Source organism: Alcaligenes sp. LTN-3, from assembly GCF_059735605.1.
Window position 1 is genome coordinate 638,904 of the sequence record NZ_JCAPDN010000001.1, and the last position, 25,602, is coordinate 664,505.

At 55.9% G+C, this 25,602-nt stretch carries 24 protein-coding genes and 1 tRNA gene; 17 read left to right on the forward strand and 8 right to left on the reverse strand.

Annotated elements, in window-relative coordinates:
• The first annotated feature begins 15 nt into the window (after positions 1 to 15).
• From AC6I6N_RS03130 to AC6I6N_RS03185, 12 genes are all read left to right on the forward strand, one after another.
• A complete protein-coding gene (locus AC6I6N_RS03130; protein ID WP_497943205.1) occupies positions 16 to 1,263 on the forward strand; it encodes a diaminopropionate ammonia-lyase in 1,248 nt (415 codons plus the stop codon).
• The gene (locus AC6I6N_RS03135; RefSeq protein WP_086069504.1) at positions 1,260 to 2,504 is read left to right on the forward strand and encodes a Zn-dependent hydrolase; all 1,245 of its coding nucleotides are present in this window, start codon (positions 1,260 to 1,262) and stop codon (positions 2,502 to 2,504) included. Before AC6I6N_RS03130 ends, AC6I6N_RS03135 begins: the two co-directional genes overlap by 4 nt.
• 78 nt (positions 2,505 to 2,582) lie before the next feature.
• Entirely contained in the window at positions 2,583 to 4,181 is a 1,599-nt protein-coding gene (locus AC6I6N_RS03140) for an ABC transporter substrate-binding protein (protein ID WP_125276880.1), read from the forward strand.
• Complete coding sequence (locus tag AC6I6N_RS03145; RefSeq protein WP_009454334.1) at positions 4,178 to 5,119, forward strand: ABC transporter permease; 942 nt, start codon at positions 4,178 to 4,180, stop codon at positions 5,117 to 5,119. Before AC6I6N_RS03140 ends, AC6I6N_RS03145 begins: the two co-directional genes overlap by 4 nt.
• Before the next feature lie 27 nt (positions 5,120 to 5,146).
• A complete protein-coding gene (locus AC6I6N_RS03150) occupies positions 5,147 to 5,986 on the forward strand; it encodes an ABC transporter permease (RefSeq protein WP_094196612.1) in 840 nt (279 codons plus the stop codon).
• Positions 5,987 to 6,010: 24 nt separating this feature from the next.
• Positions 6,011 to 7,654: a dipeptide ABC transporter ATP-binding protein gene (locus AC6I6N_RS03155; RefSeq protein ID WP_249462335.1), complete on the forward strand. Its 1,644-nt coding sequence runs from the start codon at positions 6,011 to 6,013 to the stop codon at positions 7,652 to 7,654.
• 119 nt (positions 7,655 to 7,773) lie between these two features.
• Positions 7,774 to 8,709 (forward strand): N-carbamoyl-D-amino-acid hydrolase, encoded by a 936-nt coding sequence (locus AC6I6N_RS03160; RefSeq protein WP_094196614.1) that lies wholly within the window; start codon positions 7,774 to 7,776, stop codon positions 8,707 to 8,709.
• Positions 8,700 to 9,881, forward strand: coding sequence for a YgeY family selenium metabolism-linked hydrolase (locus tag AC6I6N_RS03165; protein ID WP_094196615.1), 1,182 nt, complete (start codon positions 8,700 to 8,702; stop codon positions 9,879 to 9,881). Before AC6I6N_RS03160 ends, AC6I6N_RS03165 begins: the two co-directional genes overlap by 10 nt.
• 19 nt (positions 9,882 to 9,900) lie before the next feature.
• A complete protein-coding gene (locus AC6I6N_RS03170; RefSeq protein ID WP_094196616.1) occupies positions 9,901 to 11,433 on the forward strand; it encodes a M81 family metallopeptidase in 1,533 nt (510 codons plus the stop codon).
• A gap of 213 nt (positions 11,434 to 11,646) precedes the next feature.
• Positions 11,647 to 11,723, forward strand: a tRNA-Pro gene (locus tag AC6I6N_RS03175).
• Between the two features lie 375 nt (positions 11,724 to 12,098).
• Entirely contained in the window at positions 12,099 to 12,464 is a 366-nt protein-coding gene (locus tag AC6I6N_RS03180; protein WP_086060527.1) for a hypothetical protein, read from the forward strand.
• A gap of 74 nt (positions 12,465 to 12,538) precedes the next feature.
• Positions 12,539 to 13,222 carry a DUF7424 family protein gene (locus AC6I6N_RS03185; protein WP_094196617.1) on the forward strand — a complete coding sequence of 228 codons (684 nt, stop codon included), beginning with the start codon at positions 12,539 to 12,541 and terminating at the stop codon, positions 13,220 to 13,222.
• 76 nt (positions 13,223 to 13,298) lie between these two features.
• On the opposite strand, the gene AC6I6N_RS03190 is transcribed toward AC6I6N_RS03185, so the two are convergent.
• On the reverse strand, positions 13,299 to 14,609 hold the full coding sequence (locus AC6I6N_RS03190; RefSeq protein ID WP_094196618.1) for a ParB/Srx family N-terminal domain-containing protein: 1,311 nt from the start codon (positions 14,607 to 14,609) through the stop codon (positions 13,299 to 13,301).
• Positions 14,610 to 14,853: 244 nt separating this feature from the next.
• Between AC6I6N_RS03190 and AC6I6N_RS03195 the strand changes: the two genes are divergently transcribed.
• The gene (locus tag AC6I6N_RS03195) at positions 14,854 to 15,138 is read left to right on the forward strand and encodes a hypothetical protein (protein ID WP_159063917.1); all 285 of its coding nucleotides are present in this window, start codon (positions 14,854 to 14,856) and stop codon (positions 15,136 to 15,138) included.
• Positions 15,139 to 15,232: 94 nt separating this feature from the next.
• Here AC6I6N_RS03195 and AC6I6N_RS03200 read toward each other — a convergent pair whose 3' ends face one another.
• From AC6I6N_RS03200 to AC6I6N_RS03215, 4 genes are all read right to left on the reverse strand, one after another.
• Positions 15,233 to 15,709, reverse strand: a complete 477-nt coding sequence (locus AC6I6N_RS03200) for a copper uptake system-associated protein (RefSeq protein WP_094196620.1) — start codon at positions 15,707 to 15,709, stop codon at positions 15,233 to 15,235.
• Between the two features lie 168 nt (positions 15,710 to 15,877).
• Positions 15,878 to 18,025 carry a TonB-dependent receptor family protein gene (locus tag AC6I6N_RS03205; RefSeq protein ID WP_159063918.1) on the reverse strand — a complete coding sequence of 716 codons (2,148 nt, stop codon included), beginning with the start codon at positions 18,023 to 18,025 and terminating at the stop codon, positions 15,878 to 15,880.
• 62 nt (positions 18,026 to 18,087) lie between these two features.
• The gene (locus tag AC6I6N_RS03210) at positions 18,088 to 18,516 is read right to left on the reverse strand and encodes a DUF2946 family protein (RefSeq protein WP_335641799.1); all 429 of its coding nucleotides are present in this window, start codon (positions 18,514 to 18,516) and stop codon (positions 18,088 to 18,090) included.
• Between the two features lie 40 nt (positions 18,517 to 18,556).
• The gene (locus tag AC6I6N_RS03215; protein ID WP_094196623.1) at positions 18,557 to 19,576 is read right to left on the reverse strand and encodes a zinc-dependent alcohol dehydrogenase family protein; all 1,020 of its coding nucleotides are present in this window, start codon (positions 19,574 to 19,576) and stop codon (positions 18,557 to 18,559) included.
• Between the two features lie 99 nt (positions 19,577 to 19,675).
• Between AC6I6N_RS03215 and AC6I6N_RS03220 the strand changes: the two genes are divergently transcribed.
• The 4 genes from AC6I6N_RS03220 to AC6I6N_RS03235 all read left to right on the forward strand — a co-directional run bounded on the left by AC6I6N_RS03220 (position 19,676) and on the right by AC6I6N_RS03235 (position 23,626).
• Positions 19,676 to 20,593, forward strand: coding sequence for an AraC family transcriptional regulator (locus AC6I6N_RS03220; protein ID WP_159063919.1), 918 nt, complete (start codon positions 19,676 to 19,678; stop codon positions 20,591 to 20,593).
• 189 nt (positions 20,594 to 20,782) lie between these two features.
• Positions 20,783 to 21,913, forward strand: coding sequence for an NAD(P)/FAD-dependent oxidoreductase (locus tag AC6I6N_RS03225; RefSeq protein WP_108727448.1), 1,131 nt, complete (start codon positions 20,783 to 20,785; stop codon positions 21,911 to 21,913).
• A 35-nt stretch (positions 21,914 to 21,948) separates the two neighbouring features.
• A complete protein-coding gene (locus AC6I6N_RS03230) occupies positions 21,949 to 23,022 on the forward strand; it encodes a YkvI family membrane protein (RefSeq protein ID WP_497943216.1) in 1,074 nt (357 codons plus the stop codon).
• Positions 23,012 to 23,626: a helix-turn-helix domain-containing protein gene (locus AC6I6N_RS03235; RefSeq protein ID WP_497943217.1), complete on the forward strand. Its 615-nt coding sequence runs from the start codon at positions 23,012 to 23,014 to the stop codon at positions 23,624 to 23,626. The genes AC6I6N_RS03230 and AC6I6N_RS03235 overlap by 11 nt, the downstream gene beginning before the upstream one ends.
• Here AC6I6N_RS03235 and AC6I6N_RS03240 read toward each other — a convergent pair.
• From AC6I6N_RS03240 to AC6I6N_RS03250, 3 genes are all read right to left on the reverse strand, one after another.
• Complete coding sequence (locus AC6I6N_RS03240; RefSeq protein ID WP_264672807.1) at positions 23,623 to 24,552, reverse strand: formylglycine-generating enzyme family protein; 930 nt, start codon at positions 24,550 to 24,552, stop codon at positions 23,623 to 23,625. The genes AC6I6N_RS03235 and AC6I6N_RS03240 overlap by 4 nt on opposite strands.
• Before the next feature lie 153 nt (positions 24,553 to 24,705).
• Positions 24,706 to 25,149: a hypothetical protein gene (locus tag AC6I6N_RS03245; protein ID WP_230018246.1), complete on the reverse strand. Its 444-nt coding sequence runs from the start codon at positions 25,147 to 25,149 to the stop codon at positions 24,706 to 24,708.
• Positions 25,150 to 25,393: 244 nt separating this feature from the next.
• Positions 25,394 to 25,594: a hypothetical protein gene (locus tag AC6I6N_RS03250; RefSeq protein WP_223254031.1), complete on the reverse strand. Its 201-nt coding sequence runs from the start codon at positions 25,592 to 25,594 to the stop codon at positions 25,394 to 25,396.
• Positions 25,595 to 25,602: the final 8 nt, after the last annotated feature.

The following is a 25,602-nucleotide window of genomic DNA, read 5'->3' on the forward strand; positions in this document are numbered from 1 at the left end:
AAAAGTGGAGCAGACATGAACAAACATGCCGTTCGGGAGCAAGGCGCGGTGCAACTGTATCTGAACCCTCGTTGCGTTCAGGACAGCCAGGAATACGACGCTTCCTTGCAATCGATTTTGTCGGTAGCCGCCTTCGAGCAGGCTCAGGCCAGCATTGTGCAGTGGCCCGGTTACGCACCTACCCCTTTGCGTCATTTGCCTGGTCTGGCCGCGCAGATGAAGGTGGGCGGGGTGTACTACAAGGATGAGGCCGGTCGTTTTGGTTTGGGCAGCTTCAAGGCTTTGGGTGGCGCTTATGCGGTCAACCGTTTGCTGTTGCGCCAGTTGCAAGCCCATACCGGCAATACCAGCCTGACGCTGGATGATCTGAAAAATCCTGCCTACAAGGACTTTATTGCTGGCTTGACCGTAACTTGCGCGACCGATGGCAATCATGGCCGTTCGGTGGCCTGGGGGGCGAAGAATGCCGGTTGCCAGTGCGTGATCTATATCCATGAACACGTCAGTACGGGTCGTGAGCAGGCCATTGCCTCTTACGGGGCCAAGGTGGTGCGCGTGCCCGGTAATTATGATGACTCGGTGCGTCAGGCCGCTGAAGATGCCAAAGAGCATGGTTATTTTGTGGTGTCCGATACGTCCTACCCTGGCTATATGGATGTGCCCAAGGATGTGATGCAGGGCTACACCGTTATGGTGCAGGAAGCCCTGGACCAGATCGGTGCGGGCAAACCTGTCAGCCACGTCTTTATTCAAGGTGGTGTGGGTGGTTTGGCGGCAGCGGTGTGCGCTCATATGTGGGAGCGCCTGGGTGCCCAGCGTCCTCGTCTGATTGTGGTTGAGCCCAACAAGGCCGATTGCCTGTTCCAAAGTGCTGTGCAAGGTAAACCTGTCACGGTCACTGGCGATTTGAACACGGTGATGGCCGGTCTGGCTTGCGGCGAAATCTCCTTGCTGGCCTGGGAAATTCTGGACCCTGGCACCTATGCCTATATGACGCTGGAAGACGATGCCGCCTTGCAAACCATGCGCCGTCTGGCCCGTGCCGATAAAGGGGATGCGCCGATTGTGGCGGGTGAGTCTGCTGTAGCCGGTGTGGCTGCTTGCATGGCTGCGTGCGAGCAAGCGGACTGGCGTCAGGCTTTGGGCATTGATGAAGACAGTCAAATCCTATTTTTTGCCAGCGAAGGCGATACCGATGCAGAGCTGTATCAGCGCATTGTCGGTATGAGCGCCAAAGAAGTGCTGGCTCAGGAGCCGGTATGAACAGCCCAGCCAGCACATGTTTAGCCATTAATGGCGAACGCCTGCTGCAGCGTATTGCGCAGTTGGCGCAGATTGGTGCGATCGATGGGGGCGGCGTCTGTCGACTGGCCCTGACGGACGAGGACAAGGCAGGCCGCGATCAGGTGGTCAGCTGGATGCGTGATCTGGGCATGAGTGTGGAGATCGATCAGATCGGCAACATTATCGGGACACGCGCTGGCCGTCTGGATGTGGCGCCGGTTATGACGGGCTCGCACATTGATACCGTGCGTACCGGTGGACGCTACGACGGCAATCTGGGTGTGCTGGCTGGATTGGAAGTGGTGGCCAGCTTGAATGATGCCGACGTGCAGCTGGATCGTCCCTTGCAAGTGGTGGCCTTTACCAATGAAGAGGGCGCGCGCTTTGCTCCGGACATGATGGGCAGCCTGGTGTTTCAAGGTGGCTTGTCCTTGCAAGAGGCGCTGGACACCGTGGGCATTGATGGCAGCACCGTGCGCGAGAACCTGGAACGTATTGGCTACGCCGGTTCCGTGCCTTGCGGCCAACCTGATGTGCATGCCTATATGGAACTGCATATTGAGCAAGGTCCGGTTCTGGAGCATGAAAGCATTGATATCGGTGCGGTGACTGGTGTGCAAGGGATTTGCTGGCTGGAGTTCGAGGTGCAAGGTGTCTCCAACCATGCGGGCACCACGCCCATGCACCTGCGTCACGATGCCGGTGTGGTGGCTCAGCAGATTGGCAGTTTTGTGCGTCAGCTGACTGAGCGCTACGGCCCGCCGCAATTGGGCACGGTAGGGCGCTGCGAGCTGTTTCCGAATCTGGTCAATGTGATCCCCAGTAAAGCCGTGTTTACTGTGGATTTGCGTAATGTGGACAAGGCCAGCCTGGATCAGGCCGAGCAGGAGGTGCTGGATTTCGCCCGGCAGGCGGCCGAGCGTGAGGGTGTGCAGATCAAGCATCGCCATCTGGCCCGCTTTGATCCTGTGCAGTTTGATGAACGCTTGATCAGCAAGGTCGAGCAACACGCTAAGGATCTGGGCTGCTCGGTCAAGCGCATGCCCAGCGGTGCCGGACACGATGCGCAGATGCTGGCGCGTTCCTGCCCCACAGGCATGATTTTTGTACCGAGTGTGCGTGGCCTGAGCCACAACCCGGCAGAGTTTACCCACGACAAAGACCTGATAGCGGGATGTTCGATTTTGCTATCGACCTTGGTGGAGTTGGCCCGTGAATAAGCAGTAACCCCCCCGATGACGGGACCGCCGCCACAAGAGCAAAGGCGGACCGCTTTTAACTACCTGGAGAGACAAAACATGAGCAACCTGCTTAAGGACCGCTTGCGTCCTGCCAAAACCTTAACTGCCGTCTGGGCTGCCCTTGCCATCACCGCTATTGCCCCCGTGGCGGTCAGTGCGCAAACCACGCTGACCGCCGTCATGGAGGCGCCCTTGCGCTCCCTGGACCCGGTCATTACCACCTCCTACATTGTGCGCAACTACGGCTATATGGTGTACGACACCTTGCTGGCAGAAGATGCGCAGGGGCAGGTCAAGCCTCAGATGCTGGAAGGCTGGAAAGTGTCCGAGGACGGCCAGACCTACACCATGACCTTGCGTGAAAACCTGCGCTGGCATGATGGCTCGCCCGTCACGGCTGAAGATGCGGTCGAGTCCATCAAGCGCTGGATTCAGTTGGACAAGATGGGCCAGATCATGACGGAGTTTCTGACCAAGATGGAAGTCGTGGATGATCGCTCTTTTGTGATGCAGTTCTCCTTCCCGACCGATATTGCCCTGCGCGCCATGGGCAAGCCCAGCTCCTTGCCGTTGTTCGTCATGCCCAAGGAGGTGGCACGCACGCCAGTTAGCCAGGCGATTACTTCTACCGTGGGTTCGGGCCCATTCCGATTTGTGGAGAAGGAATACCGCCCAGGTGTGCAGGCCGTGTTCGAGAAAAACCCGGACTACGTACCCCGTAATGAGCCTGCCAGCGGCCTGGCAGGTGGCAAGCAGGTCAAGGTAGACCGTGTGCGTTGGGTCGCCATGCCGGATGCCATGACCGGGGTGAACGCGCTGCGCAGTGGCGAGATTGATGTGATCGATCAGGTTCAGCTGGACCTTTTGCCCCTGCTGCAAAACGAGTCGGACATTATGCTGAATGCTTCCACGGCTCGGGGCGCGCAGACCGAGATGCGTTTTAACTTCCTGCAGCCGCCATTCAATAACAAGCAAGTACGTCAGGCCGCCATGATGGCGCTGAACCAGAAGCCCTTGATGCAGGCGCAGGTCGGCAACCCGGAATACTTTGAAACGTGTGGGGCGGTGTTTGGCTGCCACAGCGTATTCCCGTCACAAGCCGGTTCTGAGGCCTACTTCAAGGGGGATGCCGCCGGTGCGAAAAAACTGCTGGAGCAGGCCGGTTACAAGGGCGAGCCCGTGGTCTTGCTGCATCCCACCGACTTCCTGACTTCGCCCGTGGTGCCGGTGATTGCCCAGCAACTGCGCAATGCCGGGTTCACCGTCAATGTGGAAGCCATGGACTGGCAAACCGTGCAGACCCGCCGCACCTCCAAGCGTCCCGTGCAAGAGGGCGGCTGGAGCATCATCACCACTTATTCGGGGCTGGTGGACGTGAGCAATCCGCTGAGCTTCATGGCGGTGGCCTCCAATGGCGACAAGGCCTGGTTTGGCTGGCCGGATGTTCCTGCCATTGAAAAGACACGCATGGAATTTGCCCGCTCCAGTGGCGAGTCCGAGCTGGGTCGTTTGGCCACGGATCTGCAAAAACACATCATGGATGAAGGTGTGATCGTCCCCCTTGGCGAGTTCAAGATGGTTAGCGCCATGCGCAAGAACCTGAATGGCTTTCTGCAAACCCCGGTTCCGGTCTTCTGGAATGTGGAGAAGCGATGATTGGGCTTATTTTCAAGCGCGTACTGGCCACCATCCCGGTATTGCTGATTGTGGCGCTGGTGATCTTTGTGGTCTTGCGCATGACACATGGCGATGCCGCGGTGCTGGTGGCGGGGGATAACGCGACGGATGCACAGATTGCAGAAATCCGTCATCAGATGGGGCTGGACCAGCCAGTGCCGGTGCAGTTCGTGCAGTGGCTGGGCAGCATGGTGCAAGGGGACTTTGGCACGTCCCTGATCTCCAGCCGCCCGGTCAAGGATCTGGTGCTGGATCGTCTGGGTCCTACGGTTTCACTGACCTTGTTGACTCTGGCCTACACCCTGGCCATTTCCATTCCGCTGGGGGTGTGCTCGGCCTGGTATAGAGGCAAGTCTCTGGATCGCTTTGTGATGGCAGGGTCGGTGGCGGGCTTTTCCGTGCCGGTATTCATCGTGGCTTACTTGTTGATCCTGCTGTTCTCGCTGGAGCTGCGCTGGTTGCCGGTACAGGGCTACAAGCCCTTGAGTGAAGGCCTGTGGGAACACCTGCGACATTTGATTCTGCCTGCGGTGTCCCTGGGCACGGTGTATATCGCCCTGATTACCCGCATTGTGCGCACCAGTGTGATCGATACCTTGAACGAGGACTACATCCGCACCGCCCGTGCCAAGGGCCTGAACGAGCGTCGTGTTCTGACACGTCACGCCCTGGGCAATGCGGCGGTTCCTATCCTGACGATTATCGGCATCAGCATCACCATGTTGATCGGCGGAGTGGTGGTCACGGAATCGGTCTTCAACATTCCGGGGCTGGGACGTTTGGTGCTGGATGCGGTGCTGTCCCGCGACTTTACGGTGATTCAGAGCCTGATCGTGCTGTTTTCGCTGGTGTATGTAGGGGTGAATCTGCTGATTGATATCTCCTACATGCTGGTCGATCCCCGTATCGATTATTGAGCCCTCGCTTTTTACAGGTAGAACAATATGCAAAAGCTCAACAAATTGAAGAAAGTGGTCGCCAGCCATTCGGCCCGTGCCGCCTTGCTGTTCCTGATCCTGATGGCCGCGATGGCGATTTTTGCTCCCTTTCTGGGCACGCAAGATCCCACTCAACTGGACCCCAGCGTTCGCCTGCAACCGCCTTCCGAGCAATTCTGGCTGGGGACGGATGCGCTGGGCCGGGACCTGTATTCCCGTGTGGTGTACGGGGCGCAAGTGTCTTTCATGGTGGGGTTCGGTGTCCTGGCCATCAGCGTGTTCTTTGGCGTGATTCTGGGTTCGCTGGCGGGTTACTTCCGCCGTCTGGATGCCGTCATCATGCGAGTGATGGATGGTGTGATGGCCATCCCTGGCATCTTGCTGGCCATTGCGCTGGTGTCGGTGTCCGGTGCCAGCCTGACCACAGTGCTGATCGCCATTGCTATCCCGGAGATTCCTCGCATGACGCGGCTGGTACGGGGCGTGATTCTTAGCGTGCGTTCCGAGCCGTATGTGGAAGCGGCCATGACGGTAGGGACTTCGGCTTACGTGATCTTGTCGCGCCATATGTTCCCCAACACCTTCGCACCCTTGATTGTGCAGGGCACTTATGTGTTTGCCTCGGCGGTGCTGCTGGAAGCGATCTTGAGTTTCCTGGGGGCGGGCATCCCTCCCGAGATGGCCTCCTGGGGCAACATCATCGCTGAAGGTCGCCTGTATTTTCAGCTGATTCCCGGCATCGTGCTGTACCCCGGCATTGTGCTGTCCATCACCATTCTCAGTATCAACGTCCTGGGCGACGCCTTGCGCGATGCTCTGGATCCCAAGCTGGTCACACGGCTGTAAGTGACGAGGGCAGGAGACATAACAATGAATACCTCTACGACCAAACCCCAATGTGTTTTGTCAGTGAAGGACTTGTGCATTGAAACCAAAGCGGCTCAACCCCGCCAGTTAGTGAACAAGCTTAGCTTCGATGTGTACGCAGGCGAGACCTTGTGCATTGTGGGCGAATCCGGCTCGGGCAAATCCTTGACTTCCTTTGCCATCATGGGCTTGCTGCCGCCCGATACCTTGCGTGTCAGCCAGGGCAGCATCGAGCTGATGGGCGAGAACCTGTTGACCATGAACAAGGAGCATTTGCTGTCCTTGCGGGCTTCGGCCATGTCCATGGTGTTTCAGGAACCCATGACAGCCTTGAACCCGGTGCAACGGGTGGGCGAGCAGATTGACGAAGTGATCCGTATTCACGAAAAGAACAGCTCCCGGCAGGAGCGCCGCCAACGTGTGATCAATATGCTGGAGCGCGTGCGTTTACCGGAGCCGGAAAAGCTCTTCATGGCCTATCCGCATGAGCTGTCCGGTGGTCAGCGCCAGCGCATCATGATTGCCATGGCCTTGATCTTGCAGCCGCGCTTGTTGATTGCGGATGAACCCACCACGGCACTGGACGTGACCACGCAAAAGCAGATTCTGAGTCTGATCAAGGAACTGCAAAGCGAATGCGGTACCTCGGTGATTTTTGTGACGCATGACTTTGGTGTGGTGGCGGATATTGCCGACCGGATTCTGGTCATGAAGCGTGGCGATAGTGTGGAGATGGGCACGTGTCAGCAGATTCTGTCCAACCCCAAAGAAGCCTATACCCGCTCCCTGATTGCTTCTGTTCCCAACGTACATCCGCCTGCAAAAGAGGAAGTGCAAAACGAGATCGTGCTCAGCGCCCGTGGTCTGGGCAAGGTTTACGGCTCGGATTGCTGGTTCTCCAAGGGGCGCAAGATGCACGCGCTCAGCGACATCAATCTGGATATACGTCGTGATGAAGTGCTGGGCGTGGTGGGGGAGTCCGGCTCGGGCAAGTCCACCTTGGCCCGCTGCATTATTGGCCTGGTTGAGGCCAGCTCGGGGCAGATCACTCTGAACGGTGAAACCTTGCCCGCCGCCTGCAAGGACCGCAGCCTGGCGCAGCGGCGCAAAGTGCAGATCGTGTTTCAGGACCCGTATCGCTCGCTGAATCCCCGCGTGACGATCGGCCAGTCTTTGACAGAGGGCATGCACAACATTGGTGTCGATCCTAAAGTCGCTATCGAACGCGTGACCGAGGTCTTGTCCATTGTAGGCCTGGACGCGGATGTGCTGGAGCGCTATCCGCATCAGTTTTCGGGCGGCCAACGGCAGCGACTGTGTCTGGCCCGCGCCATTGTGATGGAGCCGGATGTACTGATTGCGGATGAGTCCGTGTCGGCGCTGGATGTGCTGGTTCAAGAACAGGTGCTCAAGTTGCTGGTGGACATCAAGCGCAAAACCGGCGTTGCCATCCTGTTCATTACCCATGACTTGCGTGTTGCCGCGCAGATTTCTGACCGCATTGTGGTGATGCAAAAGGGCCGGATTGTGGAGGCCGGGGACCCAGGGCGTGTCATTAGCCAGCCTAGCCAGGCTTACACCCGTGAACTGGTGGAATCCGCACCCGGCGTGCATTGGGATTTTCAGAATTTTTGTGCTTATGCCTGATTAACACGGCTGTTGGGGCTGTGTTGATTGTGCAGAGCTAAATCCTGCTGCTGGAGGGCGGCAGGGCGTATCGAATCCCGCTTAGGGCGGATCTTAATTGTTGATGGAGTTCAAATCTCATGTCCAGGTTTGTCAATGTAGCAGCGGCTCAGTTGGGTCCTATCGCACGCAGCGAAACTAAAAAACAGGTGGTTGACCGCTTGCTGGCCCATTTGCATCAGGCCAAGAAAATGGATGTTGATGTGGTGGTGTTTCCCGAGCTGGCACTGACCACGTTTTTCCCGCGCTGGTTCAGCGAGGATATTTCCGATTTTGATTGTTTTTATGAAACCCAGATGCCGGGTCCGGACACCCAGCCTTTGTTTGATGCCGCTGCCAAATTGCAGATTGGTTTCTACCTGGGCTATGCCGAACTGGTCATTGAAAACGGCGTAAAGCGTCGCTTCAACGTATCCATTCTGGTCGATAAAACCGGCACGATCGTAGGCAAATATCGCAAGGTGCATTTGCCCGGTCACGGCCAGGACGAGCCTTGGCGTGCATTCCAACATCTGGAGAAATACTACTTCGAGCCTGGTCACGAGTTCGGTGTGTGGTCGGCCTTCGGGGGCGTGATGGGCATGGCCTTGTGCAACGACCGGCGCTGGTCAGAAACCTACCGCGTCATGGGTTTGAAGGGCGTGGAAATGGTCATGCTGGGCTACAACACCCCGGTACACAACCCGCCCGCACCGGAGCACGACGATCTGTCCATGTTCCATAACCATTTGGTGATGCAGGCCGGGGCCTATCAGAACGGCACCTGGGTGGTGGGGGTGGCCAAGGCGGGGAGTGAAGAGGGCATCGAGATGATTGGCGGCAGTGCCATCATTGCGCCGTCTGGGGAGATTGTCGCGGCTTGCTCGACCAAGGGTGACGAGCTGGCGATTGCCCGTTGCGATCTGGATCTGTGCCATTCCTACAAGAGTACGACCTTCAACTTTGAGCGTCATCGTCGGCCAGAAGCGTATGGCCTGATCAGCTCGCAACGTGGAGCGGTGGTGCCATGGGCGTGAACGAACATACAAAAATGGACCTGGTCTGGGATGCGGTCAGCCTGACGCAAGCCTTTGTGCGTATCCCCAGCTTGTCCGGGCAAGAGCAGGCCATGGCGGACTTTGTGCAGCAAGTCATGCGGGAGTTGGGTTTTGACCAGATTAGTGTGGACGACAAGGGGTCGGTGCTGGGCTTTGTCGGCCCGGCCCAGGCTCCGCTGGCCCTGCTGTTTGATGCCCATATGGATGTGGTGCCTATCGCCGGAACCTGGACGGTTGAGCCTTTTGGGGCGCAGATCAAGGATGGCCGCATGTATGGGCGCGGCACCAGTGATATGAAAGCAGGTTTGGCCGCCGCCCTGTGTGGCGCGGCAGCAGCGGCTCGTCGTGGTGCCTTGAAACAGCGTATTGCCGTGTCTGCCAGCGTGATGGAGGAGGTGATTGAAGGCTATGCCTTGTCCCACGCTCTGGAGCAATGCACGCCGGCTGCTGTGGTGATTTGTGAGCCATCGCGTTTGCGCATCATGGTGGGCCAGAAAGGGCGACAGGAGATTCTGTTGCGCTTGCAAGGCCGTCCAGCCCATGCGGCCTTGCCTCATCTGGGGGTGAATCCCATTCAGGCGGCAGCCAAGGCTATTTCTGCTTTGCAAACGCTGGATTTGCCCAAGGATGCGCAAGTGGGCCAAGCCTTGCTGGTGCCTACTGACATTATTTCCGACCCGCATCCTTCCATTTCCCTGATCCCTTCGTCCGTTACGGTACGTTTTGATCGCCGCACGCTGGTGGGTGAAAGCAGCGAATCGGTGTTGAAACAAATGGAGCAATGCTTGCAGGGTGCCGGTGTGGAGGGTTTTTCGCTGGAACTGGTGGACAGTCAGGTACAAACCTATACAGGTCAGCAGGCCAGCCCGGAGCGGGACTTGCCCGCCTGGCGGCTGGATGAGTCCGCACCGTTGGCCCAAGCCATGGTGCAAGCGGTTCAGCAAGCCGGGCGTGTGGTGGAAATGGATACCTGGTGGTTTTGCACCAATGGTTCCGAGTCTGCCGGACGACGTGGCATTCCCACTATCGGCTTGGGACCGGGCGAGGAAGCACAGGCACATACGGCTGATGAGTCGGTAGCGATCGACGATGTTCTGGGGGCCAAGGACATTTACGAACAGCTGTGTATCCAACTGGCAGGACAAGCGTAAGAGCAATCGGAGACAAGTGATGCGTATTGCAGTAGCGGGTTTTCAGCACGAGACCAATACCTTTGGCCCGGCCATGGCCACGATGGCGGACTTTGAGCATGGGGGCGGCTGGCCAGGGATGTGCCGAGCCGAGGCCATCGAGCCTGCCTTGCGTGGGGCCAATATTCCGGCAGCCGGGTTTATGGCCGCCGCCGCACAAGCCGGGGTCGAGTGCGTCCCGCTACTGTGGGCCGCCGCCAGTCCCTCCGCGCCCGTCGAGGCAATGACTTACGAGGCAATCGTGGCGGAGATTCTGTACCGCCTGGAGCAAGTTCTGCCCGTGGATGCGGTGTATCTGGATTTACATGGCGCCATGGTGGCCGAGCATCGCGATGATGGGGAAGGGCATTTGCTGGTTCTGGTGCGCGAGATGGTGGGACCGGATGTGCCGGTGGTCGCCAGTCTGGATTTGCACGCCAATGTCAGCGACACCATGCTGGCGCAGGCCGACATGCTGGTGGCTTACAAAACTTACCCGCATGTGGATATGGGACAAACGGGCGAGCGTACTTTCCAGGCGCTGATGCGATGTCTGCAAAGCGGTCGTCGCCCGAAGCTGGCCTGGCATCGATTGCCTTTTCTGATCCCGGCGGTCTGGCAAAGCACCGAGATGGAACCGGCGGCCAGCCTGTACCGTCACTTGTCATCGCTGGAAGAAATAGAAGGCGAGGGGAGCGTGTCGTTCGCCATGGGCTTTCCTGCTGCGGACGTGCCGGAATGCGGAGCGGTCTTGTGGGCCTACGCCCAGACACAGGAAGAAGCCGATAGCCGTTTGGCAGACTTTCTGGATGAGGTGCTTGATAAAGCCCAAGGCTTTCAAGGCAAGCTTTATGAACCGGACGAAGCCGTGCAATGGGCGCTGAGTCACCCCGGTAAAGGCCCGGTGATCATTGCCGATGCTCACGACAATCCCGGTGGCGGCGCCAGCTCCGATACCTGTGGTCTCTTGCGCGCCTTGCTGAAAGCCAAGGTATCGGATGCTGCTTTAGGCTTGATCGTGGACCCGGAAAGCGCTGCTCTGGTGCACCAGGCAGGGGCCGGTAAAACCATTGAGCTGTCTCTGGGCGGTAAATCCGGTGTCCCCGGCGATATACCCTTGCATGCACGCTTTTATATCGAGTCCGTATCCGATGGCCAGTTCCGCGCCACCGGCCCGTACTACGCAGGCTGTGCCATGAACCTGGGGGCCAGCGCCTGTTTGCGTATAGAGGGCGTGCGCATCGTTCTGGCCTCCTACAAGTCGCAAATGGCGGATCAAAGCATGTTCCGTTTTGTGGGTATCGAGCCGGAGCAGATGAAGGTACTGGTTCTGAAAAGCGCCGTGCACTTCAGAGCGGACTTTGGCAGCATTAGCGACCGCATCATTGTCGGAGCAGCACCGGGAGGAGTTTCCATGCGCACGACAGACTTGCCATGGGAGCGTTTACCGGCAGAGCGCCTGCTGTATCCCGGTGGCCCCAGCCTGTCCCAATGGCGAATCATGCAATCAGAAGGGCGGGCCTATTCACAATAGCTTTGCATTTTTTACCCAAGTAGGTATACTCCTGCCTTCACGGTTTTGATGCAGATTAGCTCGGTAAAACAAGCTTTGAAAATCAGACCGCCTGTTCAGACAAGTGTGAATTTCAATCGGTGCCGGGATTGACTATCAATAATCTCAAATCGAAAGAAAAAATCTAAAAAACACTTGCAAGAAAGGTAGAGCAGGGTTATAGTTTAATTCTTTCGGGGCGTAGCGCAGCCTGGTAGCGCACTTGCATGGGGTGCAAGGGGTCGAAGGTTCAAATCCTTCCGTTCCGACCAGATTTTAAAAGGCCTACAGCATTTTTGCTGTAGGCCTTTTTTCATTGCTGCGGGGAATTCTGTTTCCACGAGCTTCTCCCTCTTCTCGTCTGTGTGCTTGCGAGCGTGCTCTGCCGGCAGTTCTAGTTCTGTTTCTGGTATGAGCAGAGTACTCACTAAAATAAAAAGTGAGTGCACATTTAAAAGTTATTTTCTTGGCACATCGGCCTCGCTTATTTTGCGATTCTTTTCTGCTCTGATACAAGAATGAACGGAATAGTGCTCTTCGTTGATTCCCAAAATTTTCCTCAACAGATTCTGCAGAAGTTATTTTTGAGCTTTGTCTCTCTTTAATCTGCTAGCATGCGATTTTGATTATTGTTCTGGAGAGCAGTAGTGGACAGCGTGGATGTAGAGTTAATCAAGCGATTGAGACCGTTAGCTCGAAAAAAAGCAGAAGAGTTTTCTGATGCGCTATCCGAGGGATTGGCGCAGGATCGTAATATCCATCAATTGAGCCTGGATTTACAGGATGAGGTCCAAGCCTATCTTTTGTCGCTTCCAGAAGAAGATAGAGAAACCTTTGAGGCGCTTTACATTGAAGAGTTAAATGCGCAGACAGCCATGGCTAACCAAAGTGCAACTGAAAAACTTGCCCAGGCAGAGGCTATTGAAGCCGAAGGTGCTAAATCGCAGCAAGTGATGTCTGGCATTATTGTCCTGATCGCGATATTAGTTCTTGTGTTTTTCTTGGCAAGATAGGGCGCATGCTGCACGTGCGGCATCTGGTGAAGGATTAAGTGGGAACACCGTCCAAGTCGTGAGGCGGGTATTCAATGAATTACAAGAAACTGAGGAGCCGTGAGATGCGTGTTGTAAAGGTTGGGGCAATTGCGTTGCTTGCATTATTGGCTGCGTGTAAAACGAATATCAGCACCGAAATCAAACTTAGTGAGCTTGAGGGTGGTGCAGGCAAGATGCTGCCCGGTGAACTGACGGTCGAGGTTAGTGCTTGCAATCATTATGAAGATTCTCGCAAGCCCTCTAATTCCCTGCTGGAAGCTCAGCAAGCTATTCCTGGCATATTCAAAGATGCAAAGTATATGGAATGCTATCAGCAGCGAATGAATTCTTATGCCCGATTTGAGTTGCCTGTTGCCTTGGATACCGCTGGTAGCGATAAGCTGTTTTCTGAGGAACATATCAATTTCCGTTCCCATGAGAATATGTTGCTCGGCTTGGTTATCCCTACTCAAATTAAAGAGCGTATTAAGTCCGCCACGAAAGGGAAGGTCGCCGCAAGTGCTTTGGTGATGAGTTTTTCGATTAAGGTCACAAATGACCTTAATCAGGATCAGCCTTTGGTAGCTTACTCCGTGTTTGCTGATGGGAAAGCGTTTGTTGCTGATAGGCTGTCGCTTCATAAAGGCAAACACATGACACTCCAGTTGTCTGACGTGTCAGTTCAAGCTGCGGTGCAAGGTAGTTATGCAATTGTGCTCGGTAGGGTTGCGCAATAGAAACGTAGACAAGGTGTCGCTGTAAGAAAAGCCCGCATTGCGGGCTTTTTGTTTAATCAAGTCCTGAGTAGCGTGATTACCACCCCCAGCAAGTTCCCGCTGCAGGCTTGCCGCAATTGCGGTAGTTCACTGCAAACCACAGTTTTCCTGCACCACGTGGGCTACCGTCAGATTTGACGTCGTTGCGTGGCAGTTCTTCCAGGGTGTCGCGCGCTGTTTTAGTGTCGGAGTCACTGGCAGCGTCGGCTTCCAGGACGATGCGGCCTAGCGCTGCTGCATCACGGTTTTCGAAGACCAGATCCGTGTCTTTCAGCGCTGTCATTTTCAGGGAGGCATCACGCACGGCAGCCGCGTAGCTGTCGTCCGAACCACCGGGCTTCAAGGCCTTGTTCAGCGTGCTGGCGGCCAGAATCTGCACCGGTGTGGCGGGTGGAGCCATCACGTAGTCGTCCAGCTTGGCCAATTGGCCCTCTGAAGCCTGGCGACGTAGCCAGTCGCCCCACAGAAATTCGGCGTATTCAGGCAGGTTGCCGTTGCTATAGGCAATGTCGCGGGTGAAGTACACCAGGGAGCGATAGCGATCTTCCTGCATGCCACCGGCTTCTTTTTCGTTGGCCAGGCCAAGGCGAGTGGGCAGTTGTTCGACGGTAATAGTTTGGTTTTTACCATCACGCAGCCAGACCAGTTTTTCTTTGCTCATGCGCTCCCAGAAGGCAGAGGCCTCGCGGATATCGCTGTAGTTGGCGCTGACTTTGACCCAGACGGGCAGTTTGGGGCCGCCGTCAGGGATCTCGCGCAAGGAGGAGAAAGTATGGTGGCCATCGGTCAGGTAAAGATTGCCGTCCCAGCCTACGACCACGGTTTTAAGGTTTTCTGTTTGCGAGCCCAACGGGTCTTTACACAGATACGTGGTGGGTTGGTCCAGGCGGGCCGCTTGCGCCTCAGCGATCGTCAGGAATTTCTGGGCGCGCTCGGTACCGCCCATATCCTCGCAGTAGTCATCAAATTTCTTGCCGATGGTGCGATTCAGGTAGTCCAGGTGCTGTGCGGGATTGTTGGCCCAGGTAGGGCGGTCCAGATCGCCTTGCCAGCGTCCCAGCTTGTAGTAGACCTGATCGTAGCCAATGGCCGCCTGGGTGGGATGCAGTTCTTCTATGCGGACCTTGATGACATCGCCTGCTTTGCTGTCCAGATAGGCCGTGTTGCGGGGTGGTTCCGGCTCTTCAGTGACAGGTGGCGCGACGACGGGGGCTTCGGGGGACGGATTGCCACCTGTGCTGGAGCCACTGTCGCAGGCTGCCAAGACCAAGGGCAGCAGAGCGATGCCCAGGGCGCGCAAGAGCTGTTGCCGGGCGGGGACAAGAGAATGCAAATAAGCGAGGTTCATGGTCCGTTGGGAGATTTTGTTGGAAGATCCTAGATCATGGGGGATGGGTATTGCCGGAACATTGCATTCAGAAACATTTATCGCTTGTGCTGGAGAGGGGGCTGCTTGTCACGATCGGGGGCGAAATTGTGACCAGCTCGCCTAGTTTCCTCTAAGGCGAACTGAATCCCGTACACTGTCCGCGCTTAAATGAAATCGACAAAGCACTTCCAGACTTGTGGAAGTTGATTTTAAAAGGTTCTTGATGGCGCTCTACAGAAAAGCCTGGCTGTTTACGTTGTTCAATATCTTGCTCCTGGTCGCCTTGTATTTTGGGCTACCTGTGTTCGACCGTGTGTTGGGGACATTGGGGTTTTGGGTGTTTGGCTTTTACATTCTGGGCCAGGGCCTGGTGGCCATGACGGTTTTTACTTGCCCAAAGTGTGGCCTGTCGCCGTTCATGGGTAGCCAGAGCCTGTTCACCAGCTATTCGCCGTTTCCGCGCAAGAAGTGTGCTCAGTGTGGGCATGACCACACTCAGACTGAGTAGGGCAAGCTGCGATCCGGCGATCCGGCGGTCCGGCGATCCGGTGCAGTCATCCCTTGTTGACTCAGCCCTTGCGCAGCGGGTTCTCCTTCCTGAATTAGTCCGGGTGGTGGTTGTGATCGACCACCATATTGTCTCCAAAGGTGGAGAATTTGGCGGTCACCTCGGCGGGTAGTTTGGCTTCTGCTTCGCTGGTGTTCTTGACCAGACGTTCTGCCGCTTCAGCGCTCATACCTGCCATCGTTAGAGTCTCGACATCGTTCAAGCCATCGCCACCGCACATATGGACATTCCATTGCCCATGGCGACTCTTTAAGAGCGCACGGCCACCGCGCGCCAGTTGCGTCCAACCGGCCAGGGCATAGTCACCCTCGATCACGATAGGCTCCACCACAAGAGGCGCTTCGGGACTGTCCCAAATCGCTTTCATGGCCTGGGAGATGCGATCGGTCTCTGACGGCGCAGCGTGAGCCACGCCCGTGAGCATCGCGAACAAGATGAATAAAGCCATGGTGAAGAAAAGGCCGGGAAGTGTCACCTTAAAGGTCTGGCGATGTTGTGAAGCGGTTTTCATAAAAACTCCTTGTTTCTCAAGCTAATAAAGGACAGGGTGGGGCTTTCGCCCCGAGCAGGGTGTTCATCTGACTTATTGGCAGCCAAGGGGCAGTGATCCGGTATGTAAAGCTCAACGGCTGCGATCTGACGTGCATGACAAACCCCTTGAGAAGATAAAAAAACGGGATCAATACTGGATCTGCACACCGGCAAAGACCGATCGCCCTGTACCCGGCTCGAACAAGGGCGAGGAGGCGGTGGCGTAGTCCGTAATGCTGGCGCTGGCGATGTATCGGCGATCCGTCAGGTTGCGGCCATCGATATAGAAGGAGTAGGGGCCGCGCTCCCAGCCAGCTCGCAAGCCCAGCAGGGCATAGGAACTGGTTTTGGTGGTGTTTGCGTTATCGACGTAGTAAGCCTGCGGCACCCATTCCACATTGGGACCAATGTGAAAGCCTGAAGGGTGTTTGTAGATAATCTCTGCGCGCAGATAGTGCTTGGGCACACCGGGTATTTGATTGTTGTTCCAGTCCTGATCGTTGTCGAACTTGAAGTTGCTGTAGGTGTAGGCGCCTTTGACCTCCAGGCTGTCACTTTGCAGACCTTGTACAAACAGGCCTCGGGCGGCTGTCCATTGCACACCTAGTTCTACGCCCTGGTGAGTGGTGCGATCCGCGTTGACGGTCTTGTCACAGATGTTCCAGGGCGCGCTGATGCATTGCAGCTCATTTTTGACGCGCGCATGGTACAGGGAGACGTCCCAGGCCACGTCCCCGCTTTCTCCTCGGGTGCCAATTTCGAAGGTGGTGGCGCGTTGGGCTTGCAGGCGATCCAGATCATTGCTGGTCGAGAAGGTCATATCGTCAAACGTAGGCGGCTCGGCGCTGCGGGAAATATTGCCGTAGATTTGCCACTGCGGACCCGCCTGCCACAACAGGCCCAACTTGGGATTGAAGAAGTGGTAGCTTTTGTCCCCGGATCGCGTGGTAGGCAGGCCGCCGTTATACCGATCCTGGCGCTTGCGCTGAGCGTGCAGGTATTGCAGGCCGGTGATCAGGGACAAGTCCGAGCCCAGACTCCAGGCGTTTTCGGCATAGATGCTCAGGTTGTTGGACCTGTCTTTGCTAGCAGACAGTTTTTCCAGTCGTTTACCTCCCACGTTTACCGAGTTTTGGGCATCAATCTTGCCGGCCGACCAGGTCAGGCCCAGTGTGAAGCGATTGTCTCTGCCCGCAAGCGGGCTGGTGTTGACCAACCGGCCGTAGGCGCCGTAGCTGCTCGTGTCCCTATCAATAAATTGATAAATAGGGTGTCGCAACGAACTTTGTTCAAACCAGCCACCTAGTTCGTACTGCGTCTCGCCCATGACCAGCACTGTGCGGTTGGCAATGCGACCGCCGTCCAGGTTGAGCTGCCAGTCGTTTTGCTTATTTTCTTTGGCGGCTTGTCGTGGATTATTCAGAGCCTGATCGCGGCTGACCGAGCCGGGAATATCCTGGTGAATCTGGTAGCCGCTCAGGTAAAAACGGGTTTCTGCCCGGTCTGACAAACGCCAGCCCAGGTTTGCATTCGCACGTAGGGAATGGCCAGCACTTTGTTCTCTATAACCATCCTGGGTTTGCCAGGAGCCGGAAACTACACCATCCAGTTTTTCGCCCGCAAAGCCGCTGCTCAGTTGTACGCGTCGCCAGCCAAAACTACCGGCATCCAGACGTCCTTGAAAGGCGTCGGCATCATGGCCGGTAGGAGTGACGAAGTTGATGGCCCCGCCCAAGGTGGCGGCTCCGTATTGCAAGGCATTGGCACCTTTATAGACTTCGGTATAGCGGTAGGCTGTAGGGTCGATACGATGGAAGTTGCTGCTGCCGTCCGGGTCGTTCAAGGGGATGCCGTCCTGATACAGGCTGATGCCCCGTAGATGGTAATAACGCGACAGCCCTGAACCCCGTATGGATAGGCGCGCATCATCACCCCATTTGGGCTGCGCAAACACCCCCGGTGTGTAGTCCAGCATGTCTTTGACGGTAGCGGCTTTGGTATCACGCCAGGCGCTTTCGGGCACCAGAGCGACGCCGCCCGCGGTTTGTTCAATATTTTTTTGAGCAGTTTGCAGGTCTGGAACGGTCAGGCTTTTACCGCGCTCTGGAGTGACGATGACGGGGGCCAGTGTTGGCGTTTGTGCATGAGCAAGGCTTGCCCAGGAACTGGAGAACAGCAAGGTCAGAGCCAGGACGCTGATTCGTGTGCGCGGTGATCCTGGCGCTAATTGGACAGAGGGCAGAAAGGGGGCGGCCTGCACAGCGCATGCCTGTGCAGAAATACAAAAAATAGACATAAAAAAACCTTGAATGACTTCGCTGAAAAGCGACTGCACATATGGCAGTCGGCCACGAGAGATCAAACAAGGTTGGCAGGCGGAGCGCGTGACCCGAGTGGTGGCCCCAGCGCGGGTAAGGGGGGCAAGGTCTGATTGCGGTGCACCAGCAGCAAAGGCGGGTGATCCATCGGTACATCCAGGCTTGCCATGTCGGCACTGGGCAAGGCCACTTGGGATAGAACCAGGGCGTAAGGGCACTTCTGGATATCCGCGTGTTCATTGGATAGTGGCGGATCGGCCTGTCCTGTCAGGCTCATCCAGATCGTGCTGGGCGTGCCACCGGGGGCACACAGCGTGACGGAAAAGAAGCCGTTTTGCTCGTCAGCCTTGTCCGGCATGTATCCTGCCGGCACCAGCGAACGGCACAAAAATGACAGGATCGCCAGGCAAAAAAGAATTTGCCAGGCTATGCCATTCTTTGCGGGAGAGCGGTGCCGTTGGACAGACATGGCGCAATTGTATTCCAACTGCTTCTCAATTAGATTTGATTTACGTAATCTGCGGACTCTTTAGTAAGTGGCGGATTACGATTTTGCCAAAGCGATGGCGCTGTTGCAGATAGCGATAGGCCTCATGGGCTTTTTTAAAATTGAAGACCTGATCGATAACGGGATGGATTCGGTGCTGGCTAATGACTCGATTCATGGCTTCCAGATCGCTGCGGCTACCCACACCGATGGCTTTGTAATTGGCCTGGCTAAAGACCAGATCCATCACGTCCAGCGATTCCACAGATTTTCCTAAGGAGCCGACCAGGGACACCTGCCCACCCACAGCAACCGCCTTGATGGATTGTGCAATCGTCACTGGGCCACCGACATCAATAATACGATTGGCACCTTCGCCATGCGTGTAGTGTCGTACAAGTTCGGACCATTCTGGCGTGTCTTTGTAGTTGAAGACCTTGTCAGCCCCTAGTTGCAGCAGCTTGTCGAACTTGTCGTCGGAAGAGGTGCTGGAAATCACGTGGGCTCCCATTGCCTTGGCCAGTTGAATGGCAAAAGTCGAGACACCACCCCCTCCTTGTGTCAGCACCGTATCACCCGCATTAATCCCTTCTAGTGCTGACCAGGCGGTCAAGGCTGCGCAAGGCAGGGTTGCCGCCTCTTCAAAACTCAGGTGGGTGGGCATAAGTGACAAGGCCTCTGCCGAAACGACTTTGTATTGAGTGAGCCAGCCGTCATGCTCAACACCATATTGTTCCCGACCTGCGTAGGCGGGGCCACCGAACCAGTTCGGGAAAAAGCTGTTGATAACACGGTCGCCCAACTTGAAGCGCTGCACGCCGGGGCCAAGCGCATCAATGATTCCTGCTGCATCTGACAGGGGTACAGCCCCTGGCGTATTGGGATAGCGTAATGTGCCTTTCATGACCAACAAGTCTCTGAAGTTCAAGGCTGAGGCCATGACTTGAACCCGCACTTGTCCGGGACCAGGTTCGGGAAACGGTTCCTGACGTCGCTCCAGATAGTCCACACTGCCATATTGCGTAAAACGATAGGTGTCCATGCTTGCTCCTGTTGCTTCTTGTAAGAAGCATGCTAGGCCCGAGGAGTCAGACGATCTATAGTTAAAAATCTGATTTTCCTGTCTTATCGTCTGATGGCCATGAACCCCCTTGATGAAATTCTGGATGGCATGCGTTTGCAGCATGCTTTGTATGCGTGCTTTCAACTGCGTGCGCCTTGGGGCGTTAGCTTTGACACCGGTGAGTATGCGCGGCTGTTGATTGTCAGCAAAGGGGCTTGTTATTTGAAGGGAGAGCAGCGGGCAGATCCCGTGCTGCTGGAAGCGGATACCTGCATGCTTATTCAACCAGGGGTGCAATTCTCGCTGTGTGACGGCAAGGAAAATTCGCTGGTTTCCTGTGATACTTTGGCTCGGTATCCGTATGCCGAGCCGATCATCCATGGTGGTGACGGGGTTTCGACTGAAATTGTGACGGCTCGCTTTGCTTTCAACAAGTTGGCGGCCGAACCCCTGTTCAATGCGCTTGGCCCCATGGTGCATACTCGTTTGAAGACGGAAGATGCCCACGCCATAAAAAATATCCTGGATGTGCTGCAAACCGAAGTGCAAAGCCGAGATTACGGAACTCAGCTGATTAACGCACGCTTGGTTGATGTGATGTTCATTAAGGTACTGCGGGCTTTATCTCGCTGTGCCTCATTGGGGGCAGGGTTGTTAGCGGGTATTCGAGACCCCAGGATGGCCCCGGTCTTGCAAACTGTGCATCAGCAGATTGCGCATCCGTGGTCGGTGGAGGAAATGGGGGCACTGATCGGGCTGTCCCGGTCTACCTTTTCTGCTTTGTTCAAGGCGGCTGTTGGGCAAGCACCATTGGCCTATTTGACGGCTTGGCGTATCTATAAAGCCAAGCTTTTGTTGGCAGCCGGTTCGCAGACAATAGGGCAAATTGCCGTGCAGGTGGGTTATGACAATGAGTCCAGCCTGAGCCGTGCTTTTAGCCGTTTGGAAGGAGTCTCGCCCGGTGTCTGGCGGCAGAGGCAACGAGCCGGCACTTGATAAACGGCCCTGTTGCCATGTCCACAACAGAGCTCCCAAGCCCCTGTTTTGAAAGCGAAGCAAGCTGCGGGGAGGCGTCAAGCAAGGCTGTCCGAGACAGACCAAGGTGTCCGCCTAGTAAAAACCCGCTTGGATGTTTTTCCGGGAAAGGCCTACTATTAGCCCTCAATTATCGGATATGAGAATTTTATGGTGTATGACTACGTCATTGTGGGTGCCGGGATGGCCGGTGTGTCTTTGGCCTACCGTTTACCGGAAAGCGCCCACGTGCTTGTTCTGGAAAGAGAGTCCCATGCTGCGTATCACTCGACGGGGCGCTCGGCCGCTATGTTTGTTGAAACCTACGGTACTGAAACGATTCGTGCCCTGACCGTCGCGGGTAACGATTTTTTCAGTCATCCGCCAGACGGTTTTAGCGATCAGCCAATTTTGCTGCCGCGTGGCGTGCTGTATGTGGGCACAGCCGAACAACAGGATTTGCTGGACAGTCAATATGAGGATTGGCATGAGCAAGGGCTGGATGTCAGCCGCATGACGGCCGAGCAGGCACTGACGTTGGTGCCATGCCTGGATCCGGCGCAATTGGCGGGCGCCTTGTATGACGGGCAGGGCCAAGATATGGATGTGCATGCCTTGCATCAGGGGTTCCTGAAAGGGGCACAAGCAAAAGGCGTAACGCTGCGTCTGGATACAGAAGTCCTGTCCGCGCAATGGGATGGCGAGTGTTGGGACGTTCAGCTCAGCTCTGAGCCCGGTACTGTGCGCACACGTGTTCTGGTCAATGCAGCCGGTGCCTGGGCCGATACCCTGGCCGAGCGTTGTGGCCTCAAAGCCTTGGGGATTCAGCCCAAGCGCCGTTCAGCGTTTTTGTTCTCGCCACCCGAAGGGATGGATCACCGGGATTGGCCGGCAGTGATTGATATTGGCGAAGAGTTCTACTTCAAGCCCGATGCAGGCATGTTGTTGGGGTCGCCGGCCAATGCAGATGATGTGGACGCGCATGATGTCGTGGCCGAAGAGCTGGATGTGGCCACCGGCATTTACCGCATTGAAGAGCGCACCCAGCTTCGTATCCGTCGTCCTAGCCACACGTGGGCAGGACTGCGTAGTTTTGCTCCTGATGGGGAGCTGGTCATTGGTCACGATACACAATGTCCCGGCTTTTTCTGGCTGGCGGGGCAAGGCGGCTATGGGATTCAAACCGCAGCAGGTGCGTCCTTGCTGGCGGCCAGTTTGTTGCAAAAGCAGGATTTGCCCGAGTCCTTGAAGGCCTTGGAGATTGATCCGGCTGTGGTGTCACCAGCTCGTTTCAGAACATAAAAACAGCAGCACTTTGATCTCCTGGAGGAGAAAGCATGTCGAATATAAGAAATATCCTGGGCATTGCGATGGCCTTTGTCGGTGTGGTGGTGGGGGCCGGCTTTGCATCAGGACAGGAGGTGTTGCAGTTTTTCAGCAGCTTCGGGTATTGGGGATTGCTTGGAGGGGTGGTCAGTGGTCTGTGCTTCACGATACTGGGTATGGCGGTGGGGGAGCTGAGCCAGGTTTCAGTATCGCATTCGTTTAAAGAAGGGTTGTATTTGATTTGTGGGCCGCGTCTGGGCGTGGTGGTCGACATCATGATTACCTTCTTCATGTATGCCATTGCGGTGGTGATGTTTGCCGGTGGTGGCTCGCTGATGGAGCAACAGTGGGGCGTACCGGCGCAGTACGGCAGTGTCGCCGTCATGCTGATTACCGTGCTGATCGTGTTCTTGCGCGTGGATAGGGTGATGGCCTTTATTGGCAGCGTCACGCCCATTCTGGTTCTGATGATGGTTTTCCTGTGCATTTACAGCTGGAATACCCGGGACTTGCCATTGGAGGAGTTGGATGTCATCGCGCATACCAAACCTCAGGGTGCAGGACATTGGTTAGTCGGCGCGTTGCTGTACGTGTCCTACAACATGGTGGTGGGGGCGCCGTTTCTGATGATCGCAGGGGCGCAGGCTACATCGCGCCGCAATGCGCTGTTGGGTGGACTGGTCGGTGGTTTGCTGCTGGGTTTTTTGATCGTGCTCATCAGTGCCGGTGTGTTTGGCCGTATTGATACCATTGGCTCGGCCGCCTTGCCTATGCTGATGCTGGCGACCGAGCAATCCAAACTGCTGGGTACCATTATGTCCGTGGTGGTTTTCGCCATGATTCTAACGACGTCGGTCGGTGTGCTGTATTCCTTCTCAGCCCGAATTTTTACCCCTAACACGCGTAAATTCAATATTGGTACGGCCATTGCCGGAGTGCTGGGACTGGTGGGGGCCAAGATTGGTTTCATCAATCTGGTCGGCACGGTCTACCCGTTTTTTGGTTATCTGGGCTTTGTGTTGATGGCCTGGATTCTGATTGCCTGGTTTCGTTTGCGCCGCTTACAATCCAGGCATGCGACGTAATGAATTGCTCAGCAAGGAACAGGTAGGATCTCGCCTGCGTCAAGCCCGACATAATCAAAAACAGACACTCAAGCAGGTGTCTGAAAAAACGGGCTTGGCGCTTTCTACCATTTCCAAAGCAGAACTAGGGCAGGTCTCCTTAAGCTATGAAAAATTTGTGGTTCTGGCCCGCGCCCTGAATATTGAGGTGGGTTCCTTGTTTGCCATACCGGATGAGGAAAACACGCAACGCTTGCTCACCACTGAAGTGGGCATTTCCAGCCATAAGTCCACCGCCACCCCGGGCTATGCGACGCGTAATTATGAATACGGCCTGTTGTTTGGCGAACTGAGCGGCAAACACATGAACCCGATTCTGGCCGTCATTGACTCACGCGATGCCAGCGAATTTGACGACTATATCCGGCATGCCGGGCAAGAGTTTGTGATCGTCCTATCCGGCGCTATTGCTATTCAGTTTGAAACTGGCGAGACCTTGTTTCTGAACACACACGAGTCTGCGTATTTTGACAGCGGCATCGGACATATTTACTTGTCGACCAGCGAAGACGACGCGAAGGTTGTCGCCGTCTGTACCAGCGGTTTGCCGCCGGGACTGGTTTAGGATGGGGCCGATACCGATACGTCGTTAAAAACCGGCGGCACGGTGCTGTCTGGCTTGGCTGACACAGGAGGGGTGCCATTGGACTTTAACGGCGCCACACAACGCGCGGTGGCGTTTTGAAAGTAGACGGTGCCTGCGGGGCGGCCTTTCAGACGAGCCAGTTCGGGTTTGGCCTGGATGGTCGCGTCGGACAAGGGAAAGACGATGCCCCGTGTGGGGATGGTGTCGCGTGAGCTTGTCCCCGTATTGCTGCCACCTTTGAAAATCCGTACATGGGCAGGGTCGCGATTGGGGTCGGAGATAACCCATTCGTGCAGACCGTTGGCCATGTCCTGTATGCCCAAGGGGTTGGGCGGAAATGCACCCGTCTTGTGTTTGTTCGCGCCACTATCTGGTTCCGGCAGATTTCGACCTGCTTGCCATTGGCCGTTGTCGGTAGCCCAAGGAATCGCTTGCCCGCGGCCGCGGGCCGCGTACTCCCATTCGGCCTCGGTGGGCAAACGCATGTCCAGGCCACTGTTTTTTCCCAACCAGGTGCAAAAGGCTTCGGCTTCGTCATAAGGCATATTGGCGGCCTGTTCATCATCGCCTTTCACGGGCTGCCAACGGGCAGGGCGCTGGGTTTGCTTCAGGAAGCGGTCATACAGGGCGTTAGTCGCCTCTTTTTTCATGATGGAAAACGCGCTGACCTCTACCGGGTACGGATCCAGAGCACCCTGATCGGCTTGTGCTACCCATTGCACGGACTGCTCGCCGTCGGGAGCACGCATGGGCACCTGGAAATTGCCGGCCATAAATGACCCGCCTTCTACCGGGATCAGTTCAGGACCGGGCTCAGGGCGCGTAGGCAAAGACCTCAGTACCAGTAAAAGTAAGATGCTGGCAATGATGAGGGTGACGCTGAGCCGCACAGGGGTATGACGCAATCTTGTTTCCTTGCTCTTGACGACTCGTGACGCGAGAGCTTTGTCGATTAATTTTGCTTATATGGCCCCGTATTATTCCATGTCTGCTTATAAGACGGGTCTGTCTGTGCGCAGAGTTTAATGATTTATTGGAATAGAAGGGGAGTATTGTGCTTATTCAGCGTTGTTGGGGGACTTTTCAGGAATAATCGACAAGGGAATATGGATGGCCTGGCCTTCCTGAACCACAACGCTCCAGCGGCTTGGATCAAACAAGGCGGGGCTGACTTCAAATACCGCGACATCCGAGATGCTCACCAGAGGATTGATTTTGTCCGGGCCCACCGTATCCAGATCGTGTGCGTAGCGATAGTCCTGTGTCGCTCGCTGATTGGGTGCTAGTTTTTGGCCCGACGCATCTGCCAGAAACAGGCGTGGTCGATGGATCTGCGGGTTCAGGGGGCGTGGGCTGGTGTTGGTATAGCGGTAGCGCAAAACAATAAACAGATTATTCTGACGCGCCGGTGTAGCCAGATTCCCGGCGTCCAACTGAGTCTGGCTGTGCCATTGCTCCAGGTAGATATGCAGGCGTGCACCTTGATACTCGGGTGTGAGCAAGCTTGCCCCCTTGTTCAAAATAGGGGCCGCAGGCGGGATAGGGGGGATGCTGGGAAGGATGCCAGGCTGCGTTTGGGTAGACAGAACCCTGTCGTTTTGACTGTAGGCGGTGGCAGAGCACAGGGCTAGAAGGGCGCACAGCCAAAAACGGGGCGAAGTAACAAGCATGGGTGTGAACAAGAGGGGCAATCAGTGTGGGTAAGGATGACAGGCTGGATTAAAGGGCAGGCAAAAAATAAACGGCTCATGAGCCGTTTTTCTTAACCACTTTTTTCAGATCGTCCAGCTCTTTGCGCAGGGCGACCACTTCGTCACTGAGTAAACCGATGACAGCCATTTGACTTTGGTACATCTCTACCAAGGGGTGGTAACTGATACCACGACTGGTCAGTTCTCGACAAAGCGCGCTAAGACCGGTTCCAGCGCGCTTGGTTAAGGTAGCCATCTTCCTGT